The organism is Streptococcus caledonicus (assembly GCF_042656225.1).
GTDB classification, from domain to species: domain Bacteria; phylum Bacillota; class Bacilli; order Lactobacillales; family Streptococcaceae; genus Streptococcus; species Streptococcus caledonicus.
The window spans coordinates 545738-564679 of record NZ_JBHSOJ010000016.1 but is presented as its reverse complement, the minus strand read 5'-3'; the positions used below and the strand labels follow the sequence as shown (position 1 = coordinate 564679).

At 38.3% G+C, this 18942-nt stretch carries 19 protein-coding genes; 1 reads left to right on the top strand and 18 read right to left on the bottom strand.

The features are described 5' to 3' along the window. The first annotated feature begins 22 nt into the window (after nt 1–22). Nucleotides 23–1189, top strand: coding sequence for an IS30 family transposase (locus ACFPQ3_RS06650; RefSeq protein ID WP_156805516.1), 1167 nt, complete (start codon nt 23–25; stop codon nt 1187–1189). A gap of 362 nt (nt 1190–1551) precedes the next feature. On the opposite strand, the gene ACFPQ3_RS06645 is transcribed toward ACFPQ3_RS06650, so the two are convergent. The 18 genes from ACFPQ3_RS06645 to ACFPQ3_RS06560 form a co-directional block, all read right to left on the bottom strand. Beyond that, a complete protein-coding gene (locus ACFPQ3_RS06645) occupies nt 1552–1845 on the bottom strand; it encodes a DUF202 domain-containing protein (RefSeq protein WP_156805245.1) in 294 nt (97 codons plus the stop codon). Between the two features lie 29 nt (nt 1846–1874). After that, complete coding sequence (locus ACFPQ3_RS06640; RefSeq protein ID WP_156805246.1) at nt 1875–2708, bottom strand: PTS system mannose/fructose/sorbose family transporter subunit IID; 834 nt, start codon at nt 2706–2708, stop codon at nt 1875–1877. 1 nt (nt 2709) lies between these two features. Then, the gene (locus tag ACFPQ3_RS06635) at nt 2710–3561 is read right to left on the bottom strand and encodes a PTS mannose/fructose/sorbose/N-acetylgalactosamine transporter subunit IIC (protein WP_156805247.1); all 852 of its coding nucleotides are present in this window, start codon (nt 3559–3561) and stop codon (nt 2710–2712) included. A gap of 57 nt (nt 3562–3618) precedes the next feature. Continuing rightward, nucleotides 3619–4116: a PTS sugar transporter subunit IIB gene (locus tag ACFPQ3_RS06630; protein ID WP_156805248.1), complete on the bottom strand. Its 498-nt coding sequence runs from the start codon at nt 4114–4116 to the stop codon at nt 3619–3621. Between the two features lie 51 nt (nt 4117–4167). Then, nucleotides 4168–4599 (bottom strand): PTS sugar transporter subunit IIA, encoded by a 432-nt coding sequence (locus ACFPQ3_RS06625; RefSeq protein WP_156805249.1) that lies wholly within the window; start codon nt 4597–4599, stop codon nt 4168–4170. 751 nt (nt 4600–5350) lie between these two features. Continuing rightward, nucleotides 5351–6652: an ABC transporter substrate-binding protein gene (locus ACFPQ3_RS06620; protein ID WP_156805250.1), complete on the bottom strand. Its 1302-nt coding sequence runs from the start codon at nt 6650–6652 to the stop codon at nt 5351–5353. Then, the gene (locus tag ACFPQ3_RS06615; protein ID WP_156805251.1) at nt 6645–7319 is read right to left on the bottom strand and encodes a response regulator transcription factor; all 675 of its coding nucleotides are present in this window, start codon (nt 7317–7319) and stop codon (nt 6645–6647) included. Before ACFPQ3_RS06615 ends, ACFPQ3_RS06620 begins: the two co-directional genes overlap by 8 nt. Further along, nucleotides 7316–8644 carry a sensor histidine kinase gene (locus ACFPQ3_RS06610; protein ID WP_156805252.1) on the bottom strand — a complete coding sequence of 443 codons (1329 nt, stop codon included), beginning with the start codon at nt 8642–8644 and terminating at the stop codon, nt 7316–7318. Before ACFPQ3_RS06610 ends, ACFPQ3_RS06615 begins: the two co-directional genes overlap by 4 nt. Next, the gene (locus tag ACFPQ3_RS06605) at nt 8644–9609 is read right to left on the bottom strand and encodes a substrate-binding domain-containing protein (RefSeq protein ID WP_156805253.1); all 966 of its coding nucleotides are present in this window, start codon (nt 9607–9609) and stop codon (nt 8644–8646) included. Before ACFPQ3_RS06605 ends, ACFPQ3_RS06610 begins: the two co-directional genes overlap by 1 nt. A 17-nt stretch (nt 9610–9626) precedes the next feature. Continuing rightward, entirely contained in the window at nt 9627–10415 is a 789-nt protein-coding gene (locus tag ACFPQ3_RS06600) for a Cof-type HAD-IIB family hydrolase (protein ID WP_156805254.1), read from the bottom strand. Nucleotides 10416–11190: 775 nt separating this feature from the next. Beyond that, on the bottom strand, nt 11191–12441 hold the full coding sequence (locus ACFPQ3_RS06595; protein ID WP_156805255.1) for a bifunctional folylpolyglutamate synthase/dihydrofolate synthase: 1251 nt from the start codon (nt 12439–12441) through the stop codon (nt 11191–11193). 60 nt (nt 12442–12501) lie between these two features. Beyond that, a complete protein-coding gene (gene rpsU, locus ACFPQ3_RS06590; RefSeq protein ID WP_027973330.1) occupies nt 12502–12678 on the bottom strand; it encodes a 30S ribosomal protein S21 in 177 nt (58 codons plus the stop codon). A 74-nt stretch (nt 12679–12752) separates the two neighbouring features. After that, nucleotides 12753–13751, bottom strand: coding sequence for a type 2 isopentenyl-diphosphate Delta-isomerase (gene fni / locus ACFPQ3_RS06585; RefSeq protein WP_156805256.1), 999 nt, complete (start codon nt 13749–13751; stop codon nt 12753–12755). Further along, complete coding sequence (locus ACFPQ3_RS06580) at nt 13738–14283, bottom strand: GNAT family N-acetyltransferase (protein WP_156805257.1); 546 nt, start codon at nt 14281–14283, stop codon at nt 13738–13740. Before ACFPQ3_RS06580 ends, fni begins: the two co-directional genes overlap by 14 nt. Then, on the bottom strand, nt 14280–15263 hold the full coding sequence (locus ACFPQ3_RS06575) for a phosphomevalonate kinase (RefSeq protein ID WP_156805258.1): 984 nt from the start codon (nt 15261–15263) through the stop codon (nt 14280–14282). The genes ACFPQ3_RS06580 and ACFPQ3_RS06575 overlap by 4 nt, the downstream gene beginning before the upstream one ends. Continuing rightward, the gene (mvaD, locus tag ACFPQ3_RS06570; RefSeq protein ID WP_156805259.1) at nt 15263–16195 is read right to left on the bottom strand and encodes a diphosphomevalonate decarboxylase; all 933 of its coding nucleotides are present in this window, start codon (nt 16193–16195) and stop codon (nt 15263–15265) included. The genes ACFPQ3_RS06575 and mvaD overlap by 1 nt, the downstream gene beginning before the upstream one ends. Beyond that, nucleotides 16177–17061, bottom strand: a complete 885-nt coding sequence (gene mvk / locus ACFPQ3_RS06565; protein WP_332307251.1) for a mevalonate kinase — start codon at nt 17059–17061, stop codon at nt 16177–16179. Before mvk ends, mvaD begins: the two co-directional genes overlap by 19 nt. 99 nt (nt 17062–17160) lie before the next feature. After that, nucleotides 17161–18858 carry a M3 family oligoendopeptidase gene (locus ACFPQ3_RS06560; RefSeq protein ID WP_156805518.1) on the bottom strand — a complete coding sequence of 566 codons (1698 nt, stop codon included), beginning with the start codon at nt 18856–18858 and terminating at the stop codon, nt 17161–17163. Nucleotides 18859–18942: the final 84 nt, after the last annotated feature.

Here is an 18942-nt window from a genome sequence, read left to right as displayed (position 1 = left end):
TGCGTTAGAAATGATTCTTACTATAACAAAACACAAACACCTTACCCTCTCGGACCGCAATAATATCCAACTTGGATTAGAGCGTGGTGAAACCTTCAAAGCGATTGGACAAACAATCCTAAAAGATCCTACTACCGTTTCCAAAGAGGTCAAACGTAATAGACAAGTCCACTCTGCTACTAGTGATGGGCTTCCTTGCCCTCTCCTTTATAAAGATCCCTTTATCTATAACGAATGTCCTAAGAGAAGATTAAATTGTGGCTATAAGAAAATCTTCTACCTCGCTAAACAGGCTCAAATACAGTACGAACAAATCCTCCTTGAGGCTCGAGAAGGAACATCTCTCAACTCTCAAACGTTCTGGGAAATGGATAAAGTCATCTCCGATGGTGTCAAAAGGGGGCAGCACATCTATCACATCCTTAAAACGCATCACCTTGATGTCAGCTCCTCAACCGTCTATCGACACATCCGTAAAGGATACCTTTCTATCGCGCCTATTGATTTAGCTAGAGCTGTAAAATTTAAACCAAGACGCAAATCTACACTACCTGCTATCCCTAAAGAAGCTAAAAAGGGGCGTTCTTATGACGACTTCCAACAGTATTTGACGCATAACCAACTAACTTCTTGGTTAGAAATGGACACAGTTATGGGACGGATTGGCGGAAAAGTCCTACTCACCTTCACTGTCTCTTTCTGTAACTTTATCTTCGCTAGACTTCTCGACAATAAAACCGCTCTTGAGGTCGCTAAACACTTCTATGTTATCAAGAACACGCTTTATGAGGCTGATAGAGATTTCTTCGAGGTTTTCCCTGTCATTCTAACCGACAATGGCGGGGAGTTTGCCAAAGTTGATGATATCGAAATGGATATTAGAGGCGAGTTAAAACTGTTCTTTTGCGACCCTAATCGCTCTGACCAGAAAGGGAGGATTGAGAAAAATCACACGCTTATTCGCGACATTTTACCCAAGGGAACGTCTTTTGATCACTTAACTCAGGACGATATCAACCTAGTCTGTTCTCATGTCAATAGCGTAAAGCGCGCTGCTTTGAATGGGAAATCTGCTTATGAGCTCTTTACCTTTACCTATGACGAAGAACTAGCGAACCTTCTTGGCGTGTCCTTAATTCCCGCAGAAGACGTCTGCCAGTCGCCCAAATTACTCCAACATAAATTCTAAAAACTAACCTAATAGAATCCACTCAAACGTCTCACACTAACTTCCACCATAGCGGAACTTAATCTGAAACGCTTTCAGATGAGGGGGTTTTGTGCACCCTTTTCGCCAACTTAATTTGCCCAAAAATGCCATGAAATCAGCCATTATAAAAACCAGTGGAACTTACCCTGACACGGATTTCCACTGGTTTTTTCGTTTTTTATCAGGCCAACTTCTACTTTAATAGGTAGTGGAAGTTAGTTTGGGAGTTTAGCCTAGATGGTTATTTTTAAATCAGATAAGCCTAATACCACACCTACTCCATCATATCCATCAAAAAATATATAAAACTCAGAAGGAAACTTATCCACCTGAGTCATCATTTAAAAATTACGGAATTTCAACTTATATTCAAAGTCTTCAATAACCCGATTAACGTTGCGTCGTCCCTTATAAATACCGTATCCAAAGAGTAGCATACCTAACAAACCCAAAATGATTAAAATACCACTTAATATAGTCCATACCAGTGAATCTTTATGGAAAAAATAGAACAAGGTACAACCTATACTAGCTATTAGAAACAATAGATTAAACCATCGTCCTAAATTTTCAATCATATGTTTTTGATAGGCTATTTCAGTTTCATATCCTTTAATCAATTCTTGTTCAGTCATTATACTAGTCTCGCAATCTTGTATTTTTATTAGTAAGAAAGTCCAGGGTTAAAGAAACCAGCTAGTACCCCAACAAACGCAATGACAACCAAGAGAAGCATAACTTTGATGGGTGATAAGTTTTTCTTAGCCATCAACCACCAGCAAAGAACGATGAAGATAGCTGTCAATAAACCAGGATACACAGAATCTAATTGATTTTGAAGAATCAAATATGGTTTTTTAGGATTACCTAATTGGAAAGATGTTTTCACAGATACCCAAGTAGCTGCTACACCACCGATAACCATACCACCAATGATACCAATCGCCTTACGAATGGCTTGACCTTGTGCACCAACAAGAAATTCAACTGCCTTATCTCCAAGTTCATAACCTTTAAAATAAGCAAATTTCATCCCAAAGTAAGCAAGCAAGTTCCAAACTACAGTGTAGAAAATAGCTCCAGCAGGAGAACCATCCGTGGATAGTCCCAAAGCAATGCCCAATAGTACAGGAATTAAAGTACCGACAACAAGTGAGTCACCAATACCTGCTACAGGCCCCATCAAACCAGCACGCATACCATTGATTGTTTCATCATCAACAGATTCACCATTTGCACGAGCTTCTTCAAGACCTGCTGTAATTCCGACAATCAATGTCCCTAATTGTGGCTCAGTATTAAAGAATGCAGTGTAAGTTTGCATTGGTGCTTTTTGATCTTCTTTATTTGGATACAATTCTTCTACGATTGGAAGCATAGAAGTCAAATAACCAAATGTTTGCATGTGTTCTTGAGAGAAACAAGTTAAGTGACCATAGTACCAGTGGTGGAAAGATTTGGTTAAAGTTTTTTTGGAAATTTTACGTTTTTCAGCCATCTTAGATATCCTCCTCTTCATCGTCATCAAATCCAGCACCTGCTACTACTGCTGATGAAGCTTTAATTTTTGCCATATCAATTTCAAAGAAAATAAGTGCAAAGATAAGAGATACTACAGCAGTAGCTACTAGGTTAAGACCAAGTGATGCTGCCAAAGTAAATCCAACAAAGAACGGAACAAAGTCAGTCACTTTATCAACCAATTGTTTTAGCAAGATTGCAATCCCCACACATGGAAGAAGTGCACCAACTGTAAAGAGAGTTTTCATTGCAATACCATCCATAGGAAGAGCTTCCTGCAATGCAGTTACCGCACTCGCACCTAATTTACACATGATCAATGTTGGGATGAATGAGAAGATTACATGTGAAATCCAAGGATAGAGCCAGTCTACTTTATAAAGTTTTTTATAGTTTCCTTCTTCAACAGCTTTCCAACCAATATGTTGCCAAGCCAAGTTCAATGTTGCAGTTCCGTAAAATAGTACAGTACCAATTGTACCTACAAGAGTACCCATTGATTTAGCAAGGTTTGCTGCTTCTTCAGATGAAGCGCTGATACCTTGAGCATGAATGGCAACCATTGCAAGTGGGATACCAATATAAGATACCGCACGTACGTCTGCTGAAACAGTGCCACCAGGGGTAACAAGGGCAATATATACCAACTGCATTGCGACACCACAGATGATACCAGTTTTAACATCACCAAGAATAAGTCCACAGACGAGACCTCCGACAAGCGGACGACCTAAAGTATAGTTACCGATACTTGAGCCACCCAAACCAGGCATTGATGCTAAACAGGCAAACAATCCTAGGAGCGCAGCTTGAAACCAAGAAATAGTCATAAGAATTTCTCCATTCTAAAAATTAAAGCATGTTTTAACCTTGTGTTTAATATTGACTTAGTAGCCAAATTTTGATTTAAAATCTGACCAGTAACCAATTGACACATCTGGTAACAATTGGAATTTTACGCGATATCCAGCTTTTTCAATAGCCTCTATTGCTTCTGCTTCTTCAGGAGTGATTGATTGGTTATTACCAAGTTTAATAGCTCCTGGTCTATCGTTAGCAGGACCAACAATAATTTCTTTAACATCACTTGGAACAAATCCTTGATCAACCAATAATTTCTTCATATCAATTGGGTTTTTAGTGATGACAAAGTAACGTGTATCCGAATCTAAAACTTTTTGTGATTTTTCACCGAAAGTATCAACTGTCCAAACAAAAGTTTTTTTATCAGCTGCAGCTCCTTTATAGGCTTGAGTCAAAACTTTGTTGCTTGCTGCAGCGTCATTAACTGCAATCAATCCATCACATGGATATTCTTTTGCCCAACGTGTTACAGTTTGACCATGAATCATACGGTCGTCAATGCGTACAAATGAAACTACCATTTTTTTACCTCGAATGCTCAGCATTCTTTCCCTTCTTTATTTTTTTATGTCTTAAATATCGTCGTCATCAGATTCTTCTGATTGAATTTTAAATTCTTGTAAAGCTGCTGAAGCTTCTGGCAAAACAGCTTGAACAAAGTCAGTGCCATCCAGAACATCTTTCATCATAACAGATGTTATAGCCATTGGAAGATTCATGCCTCCAAGAATAGTTGCTGAACTCAAAAGACCTTTTTCCTCTAAAATATCACAAGCAGTTGTCAATGGACTACCGCCAACAATATCTGCTAGGACAACAACTTGATCTTCAGCCGTTAAAGCAGAAATTGCTTGACGGAATTCACTTGCAAAATCATCAACAGATTTTCCATTTTGCAAGCCAGTTGCAATAACTGAATCCATCTTATCTTCTGCAAACATTGCCAATGAATTTTTAAGTCCTTTAGCAAAGTCACCATGACTAACAAGTATTAGATACTTCATAAAAGATTCCCTCCTTCTTTCTACACTAGTTTACGCTTTTTGACATCGTTTTCAAAGTGTTCAAAATCATCACTTCCAATGACATTTGTAACACATTTTAGTGACATTTGTCACCGTACCAAAAAAGCCTTATCAGCGAAGCACATTTTACTACCAATAAGACTTTATATTTCATAATAATTTAGATTTTATTTAGTAATTAGCACTTGGCCGAATGTGACGTAGGGAAGAAGCGACCTCCTACAGAGTTCCATCCTTTTTGGCAAACCAACACCTCCTTTGATTTTTAATTTCTAAGCTGAGGCTGCTACTACTCTTCTATTTCTCAGTAACAGACTTTGATAGTCTCTCCCCAGAGTATCAAAGTCTAGTGGACATTTTCACCTCTGTGGAAGGTACTAGTTATGGCGACTTCGTCGCTTGTAATAATTACAAAAAATACCAATAATGGAACATTGTGAAACGAAAGGAAATAAATTGTCACACTGAGACGAGGTTGGGACAAAAATATCTCAAACTTTTTTTTTTGATAGCAATAACAGATTGACGCAGTGGTTGATTGGAAGTCCTAAACCCTTACTGCGCAATCGTTAGCGGCCATCCTATACGAATGTGATGAACGTCGTTCATCTTATTTCTAACCTCCAAAGGTCTCCCAGACCTTCGGAGCTGTGCAGAGGTGGGACAGAAGTCAATTTCTTCGAAATCATGACTTCTGTCCCACTCTCATTTTAAAACGAAATTATAATTATTAGTTCCGAAGCTCTCGGCTGAGTTCCTCTTGAATTTCACCTAAATCACTGTCAATGCTATCTTTTGACAAAGATTGACCAATTAGATAGTCTGCTCTTTCGATTAAATCATTATAGGAGGGAAAATTAGGAGGAGCTTGAGCAGATTCTAAAATATGATTTAAGGTTCTAGACGATAAAGCTGATGTGCCAAAAGTATCGTTTTGTAATATTTCGGAACTTTTCTGACTTGTCATGACAGATTTTAAAACTGAGGCTCCTTGTGACTGGGCGAAAAGATCTTGCTGAGTTTGTTCATCTGCGCTTAACATTTTCAAAAATTCCCATGCTAATTGTGGTTGCTTTGTTTTCGATGAAATACCAAATAGAGACGTCTGCATTTCAGTTGATTTTACAGTAGGCTTACGTGGCATTTCGATACAACTCCATGAAAAGGAAGAATATTTTAAAACATGATAGGGATAAGGTTTATAAGTGCGGTATTCAGCAAGTGTCATAGGCATAAAAGCAACTTTTCCTTTATCAAAATCACTTGGCGCAACCGTATAGTTCCCTGACAATTTTTCCAATTGATGGTACCAAGTAAGAACATCTCGTATCTGAGTTGTATTTATATCCACTTGACTACCATCATTAAGAAATAAAGATATCCCGTTAGCAGCAACCGCATTTTTCCAACTGTAACCGACTGTACCAAATTGATCAATGACCCCGTCTCCATCTGTATCTTTGGTTAATCTCTGACAGAGCTGAAAAAACTCTCCCGTAGTCCAGCCAGGTTGTGGTATCTCAATTCCTTGAGATTCTAATAAATCACGATTGATACACATTAATATTGGATTACTCTCAAATGGAAGAGCATATGAGACATCTCTGTATTGACCCGCTTTGATACTAGCAGTATAATACATGCTAGTATCAATTGTGCGACGAATATTTTTTTCTAAATTAAGAAGCGATCCTGTAGATGCTAAAAGGTTAAAGTCATTCTCAGGTATAATAAAAACATCTGGTTGACTCCCTTGTACAATTCGATCTGAGAGCCAATCTGAATAAGCTTCTTTTGTAATGCCACTCTCATATTTGACCCTTACATTTGGATGACCTTCTTCAAAACGTTTAATAACATCATCCAAAAGAGTATTTTCTTGACCACTAGGAACATCCCAGCTACTGCCTGCATAGATACCAATTGATAAAACTTTTGGAGAGGTCCATTTTAGGTATCCAAAAATTGGTATCGCAATGATAAGAGCGCACAGAAAAATAATAAGTTTAATATGTCTTTTAAATCTAATCATTGTAATTTCTAGTCGTTACTCCAGTTTGAACAGCCCAAATGGCAAGCTGAGTTCTATCTCGTAGTTCAAGTTTTGCCAAACAATGCGATAAATAATTTCGAACAGTTCCCTCAGATAAATACAACTTCACTGCAATTTCTTTATTCGATAAACCATTTCCAATCTGCTGAATAATGCGCCACTCAGCTTTTGACAATGTTTTTATTGCCTCTTCGTTAACTTTTAAACAATTAGAAGTTTGTGGCGTAATTTGAGAAAATAATTTAAAAACTTTACTTGCTATATCCGGATTAAGCATTGCATTCCCACTATTTACCGTCAGTATCGCTTGGTGTAAATCTTTTGTTGAAATTCCTTTTAAAATATAACCTGATGCTCCATATTGCAAAGCACTGAAAATAAATTCATCATCATCAAAAGTCGTCAGAATAATAACTTTAACATCTGGAAAATTCTGTTTAACAAATTTAGTACAAACAACACCATCCATATTTGGCATTCGGATATCCATTAAAATAACATCAACTTCTTGTTTTTTGAGATGTTCTAAAACTTCTAGACCATCACCTGCCGTGGCTACCACTTCAATGTCTGGATAAGCAGACAATACAATACTAATAGAATCACGAATCAGCTCTTGATCATCTGCAACTAAGACTTTTATCATAATTCTTCCCCTTTACGTTTTGGTATAAAAACAGTCGTTTGAAAGCCATTTCGGCTATCAAATTGTATCTGACCACCTATAACTGCTAATCTTTCTTGCATTTGGGTTAAGCCATAGCCATATTTAATGTTTTTACAACCAATACCATCATCATTAATTGTAATAATGAAGTTATTTTCTTTACTATACATACCGATTTCAACATGATCTGCATGGCCATGACGGAGTGAGTTTGTTACAGATTCTTGGATGAGTCTAAATATCAAATCTTCTTTTGCTGTATCTAAATCAACTTTTTGCCAATGATAATCTAGAGTAATAGTCATTTTAGAAAGATTCTCATAGTCTTCAATCAATTTCAAAAGTGCTTCTTTTAAACTACCTCGTTCTAAAGCACCTGGACGGAGTTTTTCTAGCGAACGGCGAACATCTTGGATGCCATCTCTAACAACAGTTGAAACACTAATAAGTTGTCTTTTAGCGTGTTCCTTATCCAAATCTAATAAGACTAGGACTGCGTCAATCCCAGCTGAAATTCCAGTTAGAGCATGCCCCAAAGTATCATGAATTTCCCTAGCAATGCGTTTTCTTTCCCTATCTTCTGCCATTTTCTCTGCTAAAGCAATATAATCTTCTAAATGATTATTGGCACGATCAGCCATCCGTAGTTCTTCTTCGATTTTATGATTTTCAGAAACGGAGTACATGATAAACATGACTAAAGAGAGAATAAACACAACCATATTGATGGTTGTCAAACCATTTTTGATAAACAATAAGATAAATTGATATTGAAAGGGAACGAAACTAATATAAGTATCTAAAGATGGGAGCGGAATAAGAATTGATAGCAAATCAAAATTAGATAACAATAACACGCCAAAACTGATGACAATAAATACTGCCCAATAGCGCTGACTTTTCATACTGTAAAAATCTGTATAACTATAAAAAATATCAGAAAAAACTAATAAAATCAGGCCATTATATGAAAATTGCATGGATGAAATCGTTATAATCAGTAACATTATTTCAACAACTGCCATCCAATCTCTATAATCTGAATCAGCAACCAGTAATTGATGCCGCCAGGTTATAACGACTAATAGCAATCCAAAGAAAACTAATGTATACCAAAACATGGTATCGGGCGAACTAGGGATGACTTCAAGTTTTTCTAAAAGTTGGTGACTCAGTTCTTGCTCTATAATATATCGAGTTGAAAATAGATAGACAGAAACAGTAAAAAGAACAGCCAGAATGTTGATGACAACCAAAATAACATCTAGTATTTTAGCATATCTCTGATAACGTAAACTATTCATCATTGCCACCCAGAAATATTGAATGCTTTAATATTATCTTTAGTCACGAGAGTTACAGGTACAACAATATTGCTCCTAAACGGTAAATGCTCCGCTAACCTATAACTGGCTCTGGCGGCTTCCTCCCCAATAGTATGGGGAGATTGGGCAACTGTCGCTTGAACATCATCAGTAGTTTCTAATAGCATTTTAACATTAGGTGAACCATCTACACCATAAACAGTAATGTTATCTAAATTAGCAACTTCTATTGCCGCCAAAGCTCCCAGGGCACTTTGATCATTCAAAGCCATAACAGTATCAAAAAAAATTCCCGAGTCAATAACTTCCTGTACAGCAGGCATAGCAAGTTCTGTTTGTCCTCTAACTTCTTTAGAAGCTACAATATGGTAATCCTTACGACCACTTAAAGTATCAACAAAGCCTTTTATTCTATCACTACCAGAAACAGTTGTTGCATGCTCTAACAGTAAGATTTCTGCACTAGATTTTATTGCTAAAAGGTTCTCAGCGCACATCACCCCTGCCCGATAGTTATCAGAAAGAATAGTCGTGTTTGCTATGGTAGAATCTGTTAGGCGACTATCTACAGCGACAACTGAAATTCCTTTATGTCTGGCTTCTTTTAATTTGGCAATAATGGAAGCACTACTACTGTCTACAGGATTAATAATGATGACATCACAATTTTCTCTGATAAAGTAATCAAGCTGTTCTACTTGTTTTTCAACATTCAGAGATGGATCACGTAATATTAGGATATCTCCACTCTCATCTACTTCTTTCTTGATTTCAGAATGAAGGGCCTTGTAGAAGTCATTGTTCATGGTCATATAGGTCGCACCAATTTTAACACGTTCATCATTCAAGGGTTGAAATTTATAGAGAATATATAGACTGCTAATACAGCAAAGAAAAATAATTGATAGCAAAACGCCTAACCAATGTTTTCTAACTCGTTTCATACTACACTTTCAACTTTCTATAACAACTCTTCTAAAATCTCTGCTATTCCATCATGATTGTGGTCACTTGTTACTTGTCCAATCATTTCTTGAACTTCTTTAGGACCATTAGCCATGACAAAACCTTTACCTACAGCTTTAAGCATATCTAAATCATTGTAATTATCACCAAAAGCAATCGTATCAGCCATCTCAATTCCATAATGCTGAGCAAATAAGGTGACAGCTCTGCCTTTTTCAATACCTGAAGCCATAACTTCAATATAGTATGGTAAAGAGCGCGCAATGGAAAGCTGAGGAAACAGCTGTTTTAACTTATCTTCAAGAGTAACAATAACTTCAGGTTCTCCCATTAATAGTAATTTATGAACTTCATCTAGATTTTCAATATCTTCTAGAGATACCTCAGTAGAATTTAAAGAAACAACATCTTCTTCACGAGCAATCCAAAAATTACTACGATTTTGAGAAAACCAATAACTTCCACTATAAACATTCCAAGCTACATCTGGAACTTGCTTTTCTAAGAAACGACAAATAGCAACTGCTTCTGACGGTGTCATTACTTTCGAATCAATCACTTTCCCACTAGCATCTTGGACTAAGGCACCATTATAAGAAATAATTGGTGTATCTGGTAAAAAATCTGATATGAGTGGCTTAATGGCCTCTGGCATACGTGCTGAAACTGGTACAAACATATGTCCACTTTTTACTGCCAATATCAGCGCTTTTCGTGTTCTAGGTGTTACGACTAGATCTTTATTGATTAATGTACCGTCAATATCACTAAAAATAATTGTCATTGTGTTTCTCCTAAAAATCACTTACATTTACAATTACCAATATCCTTAATTGACTATAGTATACCATTTTATGAAAAGGTTTTCTATAACTTTCAAAGTAATCCATCCAGCAGCTAGCACATTGTGACATTTGTCATCTTTCTTTTTCTAACGATAAAAGAGAGCAGGACAAAAAACGTTAAATCGTCAAAAAATGACGATTTCGATTTCCCTCGCTCTCTGTTTTATAAGCTCAGGCTGAAACTGTCCAGTGGACAGTTCCACTCCCACATCCGCATAGCTCAAAAGGTTTGGGAACCTTTTGAGGTGGGAATAAGGCGAACGAAGTTCGTCTCAATCGTTAAGGTCTAGGAGACCTTTGGAGGTTGGAAATAAGATGAACGACGTTCATCACATTTGTATAGGATGGCCGATAACGATGCGTGGTCGTCAAATAGTCCATTGGACTATTTGAAGTTCGAGCTTGAAAACGAATGAGAGAGAACAATCCAGTGGATTATTTTAGGTGGACATTGGAAAATAAAGAAGTACCCAGTTACAGACTTACAATCAACCACTGCGTCGATCTGTTATTACTATCAAAAAGAGAAGGTTGAGATATTTTGTCCCAACCTCTATACTAAACAAAAAGCAAAATTAGAATTTTAGAATCTCAAATATTAAAGGACTGACAAATATAGCGAAAATAAAACGTTTCTTTAGTCATAAGCGCCGAACTTTTAAAAAAGAAAACAAAAAGTAATTTTTGAATTTAGTTCAGTATTAGTTTTATCATTTAGTCAGTATTCAGTAGATACGTTCTGACTTGGCTAATAAAATATAAGGAACCTGTGACAACAAAGAGTTCTTCAGTTCTTTCGTTTACTTTGTCTAGCCAATCAGTGAAATGGGGTAATTTCGGATAACACTTAGGGTAATTTTCAAGCGCAACAGCGTTTGGGTAGTCGAAACTTGTTACCGTTAAGCTTTCGAATTCTGATAATTGTTTTAACATACTGTCAATCGGCTTGGTATCAATGGCCGAGAAAAGAATATGAACCCTTTTATCCGCATAATCAGTTTTTAATAAATCAACTAAAACTGCAACACTCTCATCATTGTGTGCTCCGTCAATCATGAGATTATCACGCATCAATTCGGTTCGTCCCAACCAACGTGCTTGAGCTAGAGCTTTCCTTATGACCTCTAGATTGATTTTTGAAAAAGCTGGCGCTAACAAGAAACTCGTCATCATAGCTAGACTAGCGTTAGCCACTTGGTGTTGTCCAGGCATTGCAAGTTGAACTGCTGACAATTGTAGGTCTTCGTAAGAAAAGTCAAAAGCAGAGCTTTTCCCAAAAGCAAAAAAATCTTTATTTAATTGGTAAGTTGGACATGATAGTTTCTCAGAAGTTTCTTTAAAAACCTCCATCACTTCTGCCTTATCCTCAGCAAATATAAAAGGAACCCCTTTTTTGAGAACTCCAACTTTTTGAGTAGCAATTTCTCGATACGTATTGCCAAGAATGTTTTGGTGGTCAAGACCAATCGAGGGGCAAACAACTGCAAGTGGTGTAAACACATTGGTCGAATCGTGGAGCCCACCTAGACCAGCTTCAATAACCGCAATGTCAACAGGGTGCATTTGTCCAAAATAGACAAACATCATCGTTGTAATGATTTCAAACTCAGTTGCAGATTTTAAATCTGTTTCAAGAGGAAGACGATCGACAACAGGTTTTATAATCTCAGCCAATTTGACCAAATCTTCCTTAGAAATCATTTCTCCATTTACAGAAATACGTTCTCTAAAGTCCATGATGTAAGGGGAAGTAAAAGTACCAACTTCATAGCCGGCGGTGGTAAAAATATTTTGGAGATAATTTGTTGTAGAACCTTTGCCATTTGTACCTACAACATGAATACCTTTAAGTTTTTTCTGAGGATTGCCAAGTTCATTGAGCATCCATTCCATACGTTTCACGCCGGGTTTGATTCCAAATTTTAATTGACCGTGAATCCAGTCCAAGGTCTCTTCATAAGTCATATATTTCATAGTTTTAGTATAACAAAAAGACTAGCACTAGGCTAGTCTTCTAAAATTCAATTAGAATTTTTTGCGTTTACGCGCTGCTTCGGATTTACGTTTACGTTTTACAGATGGTTTTTCATAGTGCTCACGTTTACGAGCCTCTTGAAGAGTACCAGCTTTAGTAACCGCACGTTTGAAACGACGAAGTGCATCGTCTAAAGATTCATTTTTACGAACGACTGTTTTTGACATAGATTTCACCTCCTCAAGATAATGTAACGATTGATTTACGTTCTCAATTATTTTAACACAGGGTTATATATGTGTCAAACTTTTTTTACTGCTGCTGCTAATTTTCCATAGAGAATGTAATCAACTTGCTTCAAATCCTTGATTGTCCGACAATCTAAGGAACACATAATGAGACGTAAATCGTCTTTCCATCCGTTAATGATAGCAATCACTTCTTCCACTGAATGCGTCTCAACTAATTCTAAAACGATTCGTGATAGTCCAACCGTTTTAGCCCCTAAGACAAAGCACTTAATCATGTCCAATGGATGTCTAACACCACCTGAAGCCAAAATTTCGACCTCATCTGTTAAGGCTTTCAAATTTAGCAAAGCCCGACCTGTCGTCTGTCCCCACTCATTAAGATAATCTCGATTTCCCCCACGCTGATTTTCAATATAGGCAAAACTTGTCCCGCCACGCCCTGAGATATCAAACGTTTTAATCCCTTTAGATATGGCAAAGCGAACAGTTTTTTCATCCATCCCAAATCCGACTTCTTTGAGAATAATAGGTGCATTTAACTCAGTAGCATAGCTTTCTAAGTTTTTTTTCCAAGAGCGAAACTCTCGCTCCCCTTCTGGCATGAGTAATTCCTGCATGAGATTGACATGAACTTGCAGAAAGAGTGGTTCCATCTGCTCAATGGCTTTTCGCCCAAGTTCAACAGGCTTATCAATTCCAATATTTGTCGCAAGGAGTAAATTTGGAAATTCCTCACGAAAATCAAAGGAATCTGGATGCACATTTTTTAGCGCAGCTGAGTAAGAGCCAGTTACCATGAGAATCCCTGTCGCTGCTGCCACCTGAGCCAGTTTGCGATTGACCTGCCCAGCTTTTGCCGAACCACCTGTCATGGCATTGATATAAAAAGGAAAGTTCCAATCACGACCAGCAAAATGTGTCGTCAAGTCAATCTCAGCTAAATTGTAGCTAGGAAGTGAGCAATGAATCAGCTCAATGTCATCAAAGCTATTATAAGGTGCTTGATACTTTAGGGCATATTTAATATGGTCATCTTTACGATTGGTCATTGGTCACCTCTATCCAGTAGCGTTTTGTCTCTGAGCCAACTGATGGATCGACGTAAGTATTGTCATAGTTTCCACCATTAGCAAGAATCGTTTTTTCTGAGGCTACATTGTTGACATCACAAGTGACAAGCGCTCGCTTGATTCCTAACTTAGCAGCTTTTTTTAAAGCTAGTCTCAACTGTTCCTTAGCATAGCCTTTTCTTCGCTCGCAAGGACGAATAGAATAGCCAATGTGTCCAGCAAAATTGACCAAGAAAGGCTGACTAAGATTGTGTCTGATATTGCAGATACCGACCATTTTGTTATCTGCTTGACGAATACAAAGAAAAGTTGACGAAGGGACACGCCTTTCTTCTAATCCTTCCCCTTTTGCAATAGCCCTGACATGATCTAACCATTCGGTTAAGTCAGCCATTTCTCCTAATCTAGCTCCACCATGCAAGTGTTCATTTGCTTGAAAAAATTCCGACTTATAAGCTGACACTTCTTCTAGCCAGTCTACACTTGGTACGATTAACACTAACTCTTTCATAGGTTCCTTTCTTGATGTAAAAGCTCAATACCGACAGATGCCCATCGTTCAATCAGAAGCTCGCTATCTTTTTTTGAAAAACTGTAAGCAATACCACAATCACCCCCGCCAGAGCCAGAAGATTTGGTGATGGCATCTAATCCATTTTCAGATTCTTTTAGCGCTTTTAATTTGTCAATGTAAATGGCAGAGCTTAGTGACAATAACAGGTCTGAAACGGTTTGTAAACTCATTTTAAGAAGATTGTGATTACCTGTCTGCAAAGCTTCTTTGGTTTTCAGAACAGCAACCTGTGTCTGATTCAGATAATCCAATGTAATGACTGATTTAACTTGGTTAATCATATCTTTTGAAATTGCTGGTTGCCTGGTCCAACCGACTAAAAAATCAGCATGGATGCGTGGCGTCAGCCTCTCGATTGTGTAACCCCAATCCATTGCCATCAGCTCAAAGAGAGATTTGACTGAAATCTGATCTGCTATTTTTTCACGGTTAAAGGATGTATAAGCTACCAAATCATCGTAGGCTATACAGGCAATATCTCCCATAGAACCATTATCACCACGCTTAAGCAAGGTATAGGCTGACAGTTTGAATAGTTCATCTACCGTTAAGGGGATATCAAAATGCTGAGCCAGAGCTTTGATGGTTAATACCGTCACTGAACCACTCGAACCAATTCCAAACTTGAGACTATCTTTTTCCAGTTTACCTGTAATTACCAACGAAAAAGAAGACAATGGCTGACCATGGAACGTTTCAAGCGTTCTCACACTCTCTTGGATGAGGGCGTAATTGTTATCTGGAGACATATTCACTTGATAGTCAAACATGTCTGACATAATTGAAATCTGCTCAGCATCAGTAACTGTTGCTGTCATATAGATGGGAATATTCTTGATGATAGCTGTCTGTCCTGGTGTCAAAACGCTGTATTCACCAGCAATATAAAGTTTTCCGCCAGTTTGAACTGTAGTCATCATAACTCCTTCGTCCGAGAGACAATGATTTGATAGTCTTTAGAAAAATGCTCCGCCAATCGCTCTAAATCTTCTTCTAAGCATAATACCTTGACATTTGGACCAGCATCCATTGTGAAATAGCAGCGCTCCCCTTCTTGGCGAAGCTCCTTGACCCTCCCCATTGCTTGATAAGTTTTTTCTGTTAAGTAGGAAAAGGCAGGGCTAGCAGTTTGTGTCGTTTCGTGCATACGAAGGGCATTGGCTTCCGTTAATTGCCCCACTTTTTCAAAATCATTCTCAGCCAGATAGGTCAGCATATCCTTGTAATCTTGCTCGGATTGCTTAATCCAGTCTGGGAAACTTGTTGAGGTCTCTGTACACAACTTCATCCCTTCTCGGCTAGAAATGGATTTGCGTTGGTCATTAAGAACGAGCATGATCATGGCTAATTTAAGGTCAGTTTTAACACGATAAACATCACCAGAATCCTTGTCCCAAGCAGCAAGTGGTCCAAAGAATGAACGCGATGAAGACCCTGAGGCGAATTTTGCAATCTGTGCCAGCTCAGCTTGTGTTTTCCCAGATTCAAATAGGTCATTTGCTGCTTTGACCAGCGCTGACAAACCTGAGGAACTTGAAGATAGACCTGCTGCTGTAGGCATATTGTTCCAAGTTTCGATTTTGATATATTGAGACTTATCTTTACGAAAGAGGTCTAGAACTTTTGAGACTTTAGTTAATTCTTTTTCCCCTTGCATAACATTGTCAATATACATGACGTCTGCGTCAACATTTTCCAAAAAACTTAACTTGGTCTCCGTATACATATTTTCTAAAGTCAATGAAATACTAGACGTTGAAGGAACCATCTTCTCGGCGTCAGCTTTTCCCCAATATTTTATGATGGCAATATTTGCGTAAGATTTGACGCTTACAGGCTTTCTATCCATGTGTTTATAGCTCCTTCTTCTTCTAATTTTTGTACCAAACTTTTAGCCCGTTCTTTCGTCTCTGCCAAAGCGATGATACAACCACCTAGACCACCACCAGACATCTTAGCACCTAGGGCGCCGTTGTCAATAGCGAAGCTGACTAAGTGATCTGCCTCTGGACTTGATACCGAGAGTTCTTTAAGGTTAACATGTGCTTCTGACATAACAGAGCCCAATTTCATTAGGTCCTTAGATAAGATAGCTGCTTCTGCCTTTTCCACTAAATCGCCTAACCGATGCAAATAAATAAGTGCTTTTTCTTCTAAGGCTTCTACAGCTTGAACAGCCTCCCGCGTATGTCCATGAATGCCGGTATCAGCAATAATTAAGTACGCTCCTAAATCGATTTTAATTTGTGAAAAACCAACATTTCTTATAAATTTAATCGCATGATTGCTCAGACAAGTCTTGGCATCTAGCCCACTCGGATTGGTATGTGCAATAATTTCCGCTTGATTAGCTAACATCTCCAAGACGCTCATGCTCAGAGGTTGATCAAAATAATCAAAAACCGCACGAATTGCTGCAATGGCAACAGCTGCTGAAGACCCCATGCCACGACGCTCTGGCACCATTGACTCAATCTCATAGGTGATTGGCTCATCCTTAATCCCAAGATACCGAAGGGCAGCAAAAATAGCTGTCACAAGCGGGTCTGTGGCATCAAATAAAAGACGTTTGTCGGCTGTTTTAATCCGACAGGTCACTTCAATATTTTTCAAGGGTAAGGCAATTGCTGGGTAGCCATAGACAACTGCATGTTCACCCATCAAAATAATTTTACTGTGAGCCTTACCGACTCCAATTTTACTTTGTTTTATCATACTACTATTTTACCCCAAAACTGCCATTAAGGCGACAAAAAACTATTGCTTCAGACACCTTTAGGCAAGGAAAAACCACTCGACTGAGTGGTTTCATTCTTAAAATTGGCTATCATCAACAGCGTCCAACCAAGCTTTCGTTGCATTAAGTGTTTCTTCAAGCGCACCTTCTTGGAACGGTGATTTGATTCTTGCTGATTCAACCACTTGTAGGAAGGATTGCGTTCCTCCAATTTTACAGATACGCATGTAATCTTCCCAGGCTGTTTCATCATAATCAATCTGCGTGCGTTTCCAAAATTGAAGGGCACAGACTTGAGCTAAAGTGTAGTCAATATAATAGAATGGTGACGCAAAAATGTGTCCCTGACGGTACCAAAAAATACCACGGTCTAACGCCTCTGATTCTGAGTAATCTTTTGAAGGGAGGTACATTTTTTCCAAACGACGCCAAGTGGCTTTACGCTCTGCTGGTGTCATCTTAGGGTTTTCATAAACTTCATGTTGGAAATGGTCAACGAGAACACCATAAGGCAAGAAGAGAAGAGCACCTGATAAGTGACTAAACTTGTACTTCTCTGTTTGTTCCTTGAAGAACAAATCCATCCAAGGCCATGTCATGAACTCCATAGACATTGAGTGAATTTCACAAGTTTCATACGTTGGCCAAATTGCCTCTGGTGTTTCTACCCAACGTGAATTGTAAACTTGGAAAGCATGTCCTGCTTCATGGGTCAAGACATCAACATCCCCACGAGTGCCATTAAAGTTAGAGAAGATAAATGGTGCTTTATAGTCTGGCAAGTAAGTACAGTAGCCACCTGTATCTTTCCCCTCTTTAGCCACCAAGTCTAACAACTCATTTTCAACCATGAAATCAAAGAATTCTCCCGTTTCTGGTGAGAGTTCACGGTACATTTTTTGAGCTTGCTCCACAAGAAACTCTGGTTTGCCTTGAGGCGTTGCATTACCATCAAGGTACTCTAGACCTAAATCATAGTGTTTCAGTTCTTCAACACCGATACGTTTCGCTTGACGTGCACGAAGCTCATCCACAATTGGAACCACATGTTTCAAGATTTCTTGGCGGTAAGTATTGACCATCTCACGATTATAGTCAAAACGGTTCATACTCTTATAGCCATACTCCACATAATCTTTAAAGCCTAGAGTCTTCGCAATCTCATGACGCACTTTGACCAATTCATCATACACGGTATCGAAAGCTTCCTCGTTAGCTTCAAAGAAGGCAGTAACCGTATCATTAGCCTCTTTACGAGTTTCTCGATCTAGCGTTTGTCCAAATGGTCCCATTTGAGAGAGGTTATAAGTTTCCCCACGGAATTCCATTTGTGCCGTGGCCATCAAATTATTGTATCGGTCAACCAATTCATTTTCCTTTTGGAACAATGGAATCGCTTCAGAAGAGAAGGTTGTCAGCTTGTTTTCCGCTAACAGGAAGAAGGTTTCTGGTAAGAAACGTGATAGATCCTCACGGAAGGGACTTTCTAACAAGACACGGTAGTAATTGGTGGTCAGCTCTTCAAAAAGTGGCGAATACTCATTCCAAAAAGCTGTTTCCTCATTATAAAAGGCATCAGTCATGTCAATGGAATGGCGAATGCTCCAAAGTGTTGCCTGAGTGTCAATCGAAAAATTGATGGCTGTAATTTCTTTGGCAACTCTAACGGCTTCTTCTCCAGTTTGAGCATCTGCTAATTGCTGTGTTAAATCTGTTAATTGAACTTTCAACGCCTCATAATCTGGACGAACGTATTTGTAATCTTTAAACGACATCATGTCCTCACTTTCTACATACTCAATCATAGTGCATTTATCATGTTTTTGCAAGGGTTTTCTCATATCAAATCAAAACGAGAG

What these genes read in the sequence shown, in the direction of transcription:
- ACFPQ3_RS06645 (WP_156805245.1), bottom strand. Translation starts at nt 1,845, where the DNA reads ATGACTGAACAAGAATTGATTAAAGGATATGAAACTGAAATAGCCTAT.
- ACFPQ3_RS06640 (WP_156805246.1), bottom strand. Translation starts at nt 2,708, where the DNA reads ATGGCTGAAAAACGTAAAATTTCCAAAAAAACTTTAACCAAATCTTTC.
- ACFPQ3_RS06635 (WP_156805247.1), bottom strand. Translation starts at nt 3,561, where the DNA reads ATGACTATTTCTTGGTTTCAAGCTGCGCTCCTAGGATTGTTTGCCTGT.
- ACFPQ3_RS06630 (WP_156805248.1), bottom strand. Translation starts at nt 4,116, where the DNA reads ATGGTAGTTTCATTTGTACGCATTGACGACCGTATGATTCATGGTCAA.
- ACFPQ3_RS06625 (WP_156805249.1), bottom strand. Translation starts at nt 4,599, where the DNA reads ATGAAGTATCTAATACTTGTTAGTCATGGTGACTTTGCTAAAGGACTT.
- ACFPQ3_RS06620 (WP_156805250.1), bottom strand. Translation starts at nt 6,652, where the DNA reads ATGATTAGATTTAAAAGACATATTAAACTTATTATTTTTCTGTGCGCT.
- ACFPQ3_RS06615 (WP_156805251.1), bottom strand. Translation starts at nt 7,319, where the DNA reads ATGATAAAAGTCTTAGTTGCAGATGATCAAGAGCTGATTCGTGATTCT.
- ACFPQ3_RS06610 (WP_156805252.1), bottom strand. Translation starts at nt 8,644, where the DNA reads ATGAATAGTTTACGTTATCAGAGATATGCTAAAATACTAGATGTTATT.
- ACFPQ3_RS06605 (WP_156805253.1), bottom strand. Translation starts at nt 9,609, where the DNA reads ATGAAACGAGTTAGAAAACATTGGTTAGGCGTTTTGCTATCAATTATT.
- ACFPQ3_RS06600 (WP_156805254.1), bottom strand. Translation starts at nt 10,415, where the DNA reads ATGACAATTATTTTTAGTGATATTGACGGTACATTAATCAATAAAGAT.
- ACFPQ3_RS06595 (WP_156805255.1), bottom strand. Translation starts at nt 12,441, where the DNA reads ATGACTTATGAAGAGACCTTGGACTGGATTCACGGTCAATTAAAATTT.
- rpsU (WP_027973330.1), bottom strand. Translation starts at nt 12,678, where the DNA reads ATGTCAAAAACAGTCGTTCGTAAAAATGAATCTTTAGACGATGCACTT.
- fni (WP_156805256.1), bottom strand. Translation starts at nt 13,751, where the DNA reads ATGACCAATCGTAAAGATGACCATATTAAATATGCCCTAAAGTATCAA.
- ACFPQ3_RS06580 (WP_156805257.1), bottom strand. Translation starts at nt 14,283, where the DNA reads ATGAAAGAGTTAGTGTTAATCGTACCAAGTGTAGACTGGCTAGAAGAA.
- ACFPQ3_RS06575 (WP_156805258.1), bottom strand. Translation starts at nt 15,263, where the DNA reads ATGACTACAGTTCAAACTGGCGGAAAACTTTATATTGCTGGTGAATAC.
- mvaD (WP_156805259.1), bottom strand. Translation starts at nt 16,195, where the DNA reads ATGGATAGAAAGCCTGTAAGCGTCAAATCTTACGCAAATATTGCCATC.
- mvk (WP_332307251.1), bottom strand. Translation starts at nt 17,061, where the DNA reads ATGATAAAACAAAGTAAAATTGGAGTCGGTAAGGCTCACAGTAAAATT.
- ACFPQ3_RS06560 (WP_156805518.1), bottom strand. Translation starts at nt 18,858, where the DNA reads ATGTCGTTTAAAGATTACAAATACGTTCGTCCAGATTATGAGGCGTTG.